Below are 7565 nucleotides of genomic sequence, written 5' to 3'. Positions count from 1 at the left end.
TTCGACCTGGGCGGCCACTCCCTCCTGGCGACCCGCCTGATCAGCCGCATCCGCACCCGCCTGGGTGTCGAACTGCCTCTGCGCGCCCTCTTCGAGGGCCCAACGGTGGTGCAGCTGGCCGAGTGGGTCGAGGCCGACGGCGCGGTCGCTCGTGTCGCGGTGTCTCCCGCCGCGCGCCCCGCTGAGGTGCCCCTGTCGTTCGCTCAGCGTCGGCTGTGGTTCCTCAACCGCTTCGAGGGCTCCGCCACCTCGACGTACAACCTGCCCATCACGCTGCGACTGACCGGGACCTTGGACCGGGACGCGCTCGGCGCCGCGCTGCACGATGTCGTCGCGCGTCACGAGAGTCTGCGCACGGTCTTCCCCGAGGGCCCTGACGGCACCCCATACCAGCGCGTTCTCGACGCCGACCGGGCCACCGTGCGGCTGGACGTGGTCCCGGTGACCGCCGCCGAGCTGCCCGCGCGCGTGGCCGAGGCCGCGGGCTGCGGCTTCGATCTGACCGACGGGCTGCCCCTGCGGGCCTGGCTCTTCACGCTCGACGACACTACGCACGTGCTGTCCGTGGTGCTCCACCACATCGCCGGTGACGGCTGGTCGATGGCACCCCTGGCACGCGATCTGGAGGCCGCCCACGAGGCGCGGACCGACGGCCGCGCTCCGGAGTGGGAGCCGCTGCCGGTGCAGTACGCCGACTACGCGATCTGGCAGCGCGAGCTGCTCGGCGACGAGAACGACCCCGACAGCCTCCTCAGCCGTCAGCTCGCCTATTGGAAGACCCAACTCGACGACTTGCCCGACCAGTTGGCGCTCCCCACGGACCGCCCGCGTCCTGCCGTCGCCTCCTATCATGGCGACAGCGTGACGTTCACGCTGGACTCCGAGCTGCACGCACGCCTCGCAGAGCTGGCCCGGGAGTCGGGCGCCAGCGTGTTCATGGTGGTACGGGCGGCGTTCGCCGCGCTGCTGTCGCGGCTCGGTGCCGGGACGGACATCCCGATCGGTTCGCCGATGGCCGGGCGTACGGACGAGGCGCTCGACGATCTCGTCGGGTTCTTCGTGAACACGCTCGTGCTGCGCACCGACCTCTCCGGCGACCCCACCTTCCGTGAGCTGCTCGACCGGGTGCGCGAGACGGACCTGGCCGCGCACGCGCACCAGGACGTGCCCTTCGAGCACCTCGTCGAGGTGCTCAACCCGGTCCGGTCCATGGCGGCGCACCCGCTCTTCCAGGTGATGCTGGCCTTCCAGAACGTCGAGGAGCCGCGGCTGCGGCTCCCTGGTCTCACTGTCGCCGCCGAACCGGCCGCCGCCCCGGCCGCCCGCTTCGACCTGTGCGTCTATCTCGACGAGTCACGCACGGATACCGGAGCCGAGGCAGGCCTCGCCGGGGTCCTGGAGTTCGCCACCGATCTGTACGACCGGGACACGGCCGAGGAACTGGTGGCCCGTTTCGAGCGCGTCCTGCGCGCCGTGGTCCGTGACCCGGACCGGCCTGTCGCGGCCCTCGACGTGCTGTCGCCCGAGGAGCGGCGGCGGATCGTCGAGGAGTGGAACGCCACCGACACCCCGGTGCGGCAGGCTCCCCTGCCGGTGCTGTTCGAGGCGCAGGTGGCGCGCACCCCGGACGCGACGGCCGTGGTCCACGGGGACGTCGAACTCACCTACGCGGAACTCAACGCCCGCGCCAACCGGTTGGCGCGCCTGCTCGTCGAGCGGGGCGCGGGCCCCGAGCGGCTCGTCGCCCTCGCCCTGCCCCGGTCCGTCGACCAGGTCGTCGCGGTGTACGCCACCGTGAAGGCCGGCGCGGCCTACCTCCCCGTCGACCCCGAATACCCAGCCGACCGGATCGCGTACATGCTCGACGACGCGCGCCCCGTGTGCGTCCTCACCTCCGCCGACACCGTGGACCTGCTGCCGGGCGACCTGCCCGCCCTCGTCCTCGACGATCCCGGTCTCCAGGAGTCCCTCGCCGACCGGCCCGACACCGACCTGGGCGACGCCGACCGGGCCGCGCCGCTGGAGCTCTCGCATCCCGCGTACGTGATCTACACATCCGGCTCCACCGGCCGCCCCAAGGGCGTGCTGATCCCGCACGACGCCATCGTGAACCGGCTTGCGTGGATGCAGGCCAAGCATCCGCAGCGGGCCGGCGACCGCATCCTGCAGAAGACACCTACCGGCTTCGACGTCTCCGTCTGGGAGTTCTTCTGGGCCCTGCAGGTCGGCGCGACCCTGGTGGTCGCCGATCCGGGCGGGCACCGCGACCCCGTCTATCTCGTAGAGGTCATCCGCGCCCAGCGGGTCACGACGCTGCAGTTCGTGCCGTCGATGCTCGCCGTGTTCCTCGCCGAGCCGACCGCGTCCACGTGCACGACGCTGCACACGGTGATCCTCGGCGGTGAGGCCACGTCCCTCGAACTCGCGGAGAAGTTCCGCGAGACCTTGCACTCGGGTCTCTTCAACCTGTACGGCCCCACGGAGGCGTCCATCGACGTCACCCGCTGGGTGGTCCGCCACGAGCCCGGCGCCCCGAGCGTGCCGATCGGCGCGCCCGTGTGGAACACCCGCGCCTACGTCCTGGACGAGCGACTGCGGCCGGTCCCGGCGGGCGTGCCCGGCGAACTCTACGTATCCGGCGTGCAGTTGGCGCGCGGCTATGTGGGCAGGACCGGCCTGACCGCGGACCGGTTCGTTGCGAACCCGTACGACCCCACGGGACGGCGCATGTACCGCACCGGGGACCTGGTGCGGTGGCGGGCCGACGGGAACATCGAGTTCCTCGGGCGCACCGACTTCCAGGTGAAGATCCGCGGCTTCCGCGTGGAGCTCGGCGAGGTCGAGTCGGCGGCCGCCGCCCACCCGGCCGTCGCGCAGGCCGTCGTCACGGTCCACTCGGGCGAGGGCCACGATCCCTGGCTCGTCGCCTACGTCGTCCCCGCCGCCGGCACCACCGTCGAACCGTCCGACCTGCGGCAGTTCGTGGGGGCCCGGCTGCCGGAGTACATGGTGCCCGCCGCCGTCGTCGTCCTGGCCGCGCTGCCCGTGACGGTCAACGGCAAGCTCGACCGCAAGGCCCTGCCGGTCCCCGACTTCTCCGCCGCCCCCCACGGCCGGGCACCGCGCACCGCACACGAGGACGTGCTGTGCGGGCTGTTCGCCGAGGTGCTCGGTGTGGAGCGGGTCGGCCCCGAGGACAATTTCTTCGACCTGGGCGGACACTCGTTGCTCGCGACGCGTCTGGTCAGCCGGGTCCGCACGGTGCTCTGTGTGGAGCTGCCGCTGCGCGCCCTGTTCGAGGCACCGAACGTGGCCCGGCTGGCCCGTCGCCTCGCCGATGCCGATGGCGCCCGCGCGGTGCTGACCCGCAGGACCCGCGCGGCGGACCTGCCCCTGTCCTTCGCCCAGCGCAGGATGTGGTTCCTCAACCGCCTCGAAGGCCCCGAGGCCGCCACGTACAACATGCCCATCGCGCTGCGCCTGACCGGCGCCCTGGACCGCGAGGCCCTCGCGGCGGCGCTCGGCGACGTCGTCGCCCGCCACGAGAGCCTGCGGACAGTCTTCCCCGAAGGCCCCGACGGCACCCCCCGGCAGCGGATCGTCGACCCGGCCGACGCCCGCGTCGAGCTTCCGCTGACCCGCGTCACGGAGGCGGTGCTCTCCGAGGCCCTGGCCCGGGAGACGGCCCGCGGCTTCGACGTGACCCGCGAACTGCCCCTGCGTGCACAGCTGTTCACGCTGAACGACACCACGCACGTGCTGTTCGTGGTGATGCACCACATCGCGGGCGACGGCTGGTCGATGGCGCCATTGGCCCGGGACGTCGCAGAGGCGTACGAGGCACGGGCCGACGGCCGCGCTCCGGAGTGGGAGCCGCTGCCGGTGCAGTACGCCGACTACGCGATCTGGCAGCGGGAGCTGCTCGGCGACGGCTCCGACCCCACGAGCGTGCTCGGGAGGCAGGTTGCGTACTGGACGCACCACCTGTCCGGACTCCCCGAACAGCTGGAGCTCCCCGCGGACCGGCCGCGCCCCGCCGCGGCCACCCACCGCGGCGCCCATGTGCCGGTCCACTTCGACGCAAGGCTCCACCAGGACCTCACCGCTCTCGCGCGCGAGACGGGCGCCAGTGTCTTCATGGTGGTGCAGGCCGCGTTCGCGGCGCTCCTGTCACGGCTCGGCGCCGGGACGGACATCCCCATCGGCTCGCCGGTGGCGGGCCGCACCGACGAGGCGCTCGACGACTTGGTGGGCTTCTTCGTCAACACGCTGGTGCTGCGCACGGACGTGTCCGGTGCCCCCACCTTCCGCGAACTGATCGAGCGCGTCAGGGAATCCGACCTGCGGGCCTACGCCCACCAGGATGTGCCGTTCGAGCATCTCGTGGACGTCCTGAACCCCGTCCGCTCCCTGTCGCGGCACCCACTGTTCCAGGTCATGCTGGCCTTCCAGAACACCAGCCCGCCCCGCCTCGAACTCCCCGGCCTCGTCCTGGCCGGCGAGCCCGCGGAGCTGGAAGCGGTCAAGTTCGACCTGTCCGTCAGCCTCAACGAGTCCTTCGACGCCAACCGCCGCCCCGACGGCATCACCGGCGAACTCACCTACTCCGTCGACCTGTTCGACCACGACACCGCCGACGGCATCGCCCGCCGTTTCGAGCGCCTGCTGCGCGAGTTCGTCACGAATCCGGAGCGCGAGGTGACGGCGGCGGAACTGCTGTCGCCGCGCGAGCGGCGCCTGGTCCTCGACGAGTGGAGCGCGGGGGCGGGCGGTGAGTCCCCGCTGAGGGCCTGCGGTGAATCCCCGGCGGATGCCACGGCGCTCGACCTGTTCGCCGAGCAGGTGGAGCGGGTCCCGCACGCGGTTGCGGTCGAGTGCGGGGACCACGCCCTGTCATACGCGGAACTGGACGCGCGCGCCGAACGGCTGGCGCGGACCCTGGAGGCGCATGGCGCCGGAGCCGAGCGCGCGGTGGCGGTGGCACTGCCCCGCTCGGTGGAGTTCGTGGTGGCGATGGTGGCAGTGTGGAAGGCGGGAGCGGCCTTCCTGCCCGTCGACGAGGACTATCCGACGCGGCGCGTCGACCTGATGTGCCAGGACACGCGGCCGGTGTGCGCGGTGACGACGGCCGCGACCACGGCATCGCTGCCGAGCAGCCTGGCGCAAGTCCTCGTGGACGAGCCGACGGCCGGCCTGGGCGACACGGACGGCGTCGGCCCGCGCCCGGAGAACGCGGCGTACATCGTCTACACCTCCGGATCGACGGGCCGTCCCAAGGGCGTGGTCGTCGAACACCGCTCGCTGACCGCCTACTTGAAGTGGGCGCGGGCGGCCCACCCCGAGGCGACGGGCGTGGTGGCATGGCAGTCGCCGGTCACGTTCGACATGACGGTGGCGTCCGTGCTGCTGCCCCTGGTGTCGGGCGGCCGCGCCCGCGTGACCGACCTGCTGCGGACACCCGAGCACCCGGACCAGGCGCGGCGGCACCAGGCCCCGACCTTCATGAAGGCGACGCCGAGCCACGTCCCCCTGCTGCTGACCCTGCCCGACGAGTTCTCACCGACGGGCGAACTGGTCCTGGGCGGCGAGGCCTTGGCTGGCTCGGACGTGGCGGAGTGGCGCCGACGGCACCCGCAGGCCCACGTCGTCAACGCCTACGGGCCGACCGAGACGACCGTGAACGTCACCGAACACCGCGTAGGCCCGGGCGAGGCACTGCCGCCGACCGGGGTGCCGATCGGACGCCCGCAGGGCGGGACCCGCGCCTTCGTCCTGGACGGCGGCCTGCGCCCGGTGCCGGTGGGTGTGGTCGGCGAATTCTACGTCGCAGGAACCCAGTTGGCCCGCGGATACGCGGCGCGCGCCGCCATCACGGCGGAGCGGTTCGTGGCCTGCCCGTTCACGCCCGGCGGCGAGCGCATGTACCGCACGGGCGACCTGGTGAAGTGGCGGACGGACGGCACCCTCGCCTACGTGGGCCGCGCGGACGCACAGATCCAGCTGCGCGGCTTCCGCATCGAACCAGGCGAGATCGAAGCCGCCCTCACCCAGGAGCCGGGCATCGAGCGCGCCACGGTCCTCCTGCGCGAGGACCAGCCGGGGGACAAGCGCCTCGTCGCCTACGCCGTCCTCGCACCGGGCACGGCCCAGGCCCCGGACGCCGTCCTGAAGTCCCTCGCCGCACGTCTGCCCGACTACATGGTCCCGGCCGCGGTCGTGGTCCTCGCCGATCTCCCGCTGACGGCCCACGGCAAGCAAGACGTGCGAGCCCTGCCCGCCCCCGACCTCAAGGGCTCCCGAGGAGGAGCGGGCCGCGCGCCCCGGGACGGCCGCGAGGAAGTCCTCTGCGCGGTCTTCGCCGAGGTGCTCGGCGTGCAGCGGGTCGGCCCCGAGGACAACTTCTTCGACCTGGGCGGGCACTCGCTGCTCGCGACGCGTCTGGTGAGCCGGGTCCGCACGGTACTCGGTGTGGAGCTGCCGCTGCGCGCCCTGTTCGAGGCACCGAGCGTGGCCCGGCTTGCGGACTGGCTGGCGGAGGCCGGCGACGCGCGGGCGGCACTGGTGCCGATGCACCGCCCCGCCGAGGTCCCACTGTCCTTCGCCCAGCGCAGGATGTGGTTCCTCAACCGCTTCGAGGGCGCCGAGGCCGCCACGTACAACATGCCCGTCGCCCTGCGCCTCACCGGCGACCTGGACCGGGAGGCGCTGGCCGCCGCGCTGCGGGACGTCGTCGGCCGGCACGAGTCGCTGCGCACGGTCTTTCCCGAGGGCGCGGACGGCGTCCCGTTCCAGAGGGTCCGCGAACTCCACGAGATCGCCGACGGGGAGGGCATCTGGCCGACCCTCGACGTGACCGAGGCAACGGAGGAGGAACTCCCGGACCTCGTGGTGGCGCAGGTCGAGCGCGGCTTCGACCTGACGGGCGAAGTCCCGATGCGCGTCAGGCTCTTCGCCCTGGCCGAGGACGTGCACGTGCTGGTGGTGGTGATGCACCACATTGCGGGCGACGGCTGGTCGATGGTCCCGCTGGCGAGGGACGTTGCTGAGGCGTACGAGGCGCGGGCCGAGGGCCGCGCGCCCGAGTGGGAGCCGCTGCCGGTCCACTACGCGGACTACTCGTTGTGGCAGCGGGAGCTGCTCGGCGACGAGTCAGAGCCGGACAGCCTGCTGGCCCGCCAGCTCATGTACTGGAGGCAGCAACTGGTCGATCTGCCAGACCAGTTGGAGCTGCCCACGGACCGTCCCCGCCCGGCAGTGGCGTCCTTCCACGGCGAGCAAGTGGCTTTCGAGGTCGCCCCGGAGGTCCACGCGGGCCTGGCCGAGCTGGCCCGCGAGTCCGGTGCGAGTGTGTTCATGGTGGTGCGGGCGGCGTTCGCGGCGTTGCTGTCCCGGATGGGTGCGGGGACGGACATCCCGATCGGTACGCCGATCGCGGGGCGTACGGATGAGGCGCTGGACGAGCTGGTCGGTTTCTTCGTGAATACGTTGGTGCTGCGGACGGATCTGTCGGGTGATCCGACGTTCCGTGAGCTGGTGGAGCGGGTGCGGGAGACGGACCTGGCGGC

Annotated in this window: 1 protein-coding gene; it reads left to right on the top strand. The window is 72.5% G+C overall.

What is annotated here, in order from left to right:
• Positions 1–7565: amino acid adenylation domain-containing protein (locus tag ACIBNA_RS44745; protein ID WP_399171217.1), on the top strand; the 7565-nt coding region annotated here is incomplete at both ends.

The sequence above is a fragment of the Streptomyces sp. NPDC050164 genome, assembly GCF_044459945.1.
Classification (GTDB): Bacteria; Actinomycetota; Actinomycetes; order Streptomycetales; family Streptomycetaceae; genus Streptomyces; species Streptomyces coeruleorubidus_A.
Note: the sequence above shows the minus strand (reverse complement) of the source record. Positions and strands in the feature narration are given on the sequence as shown.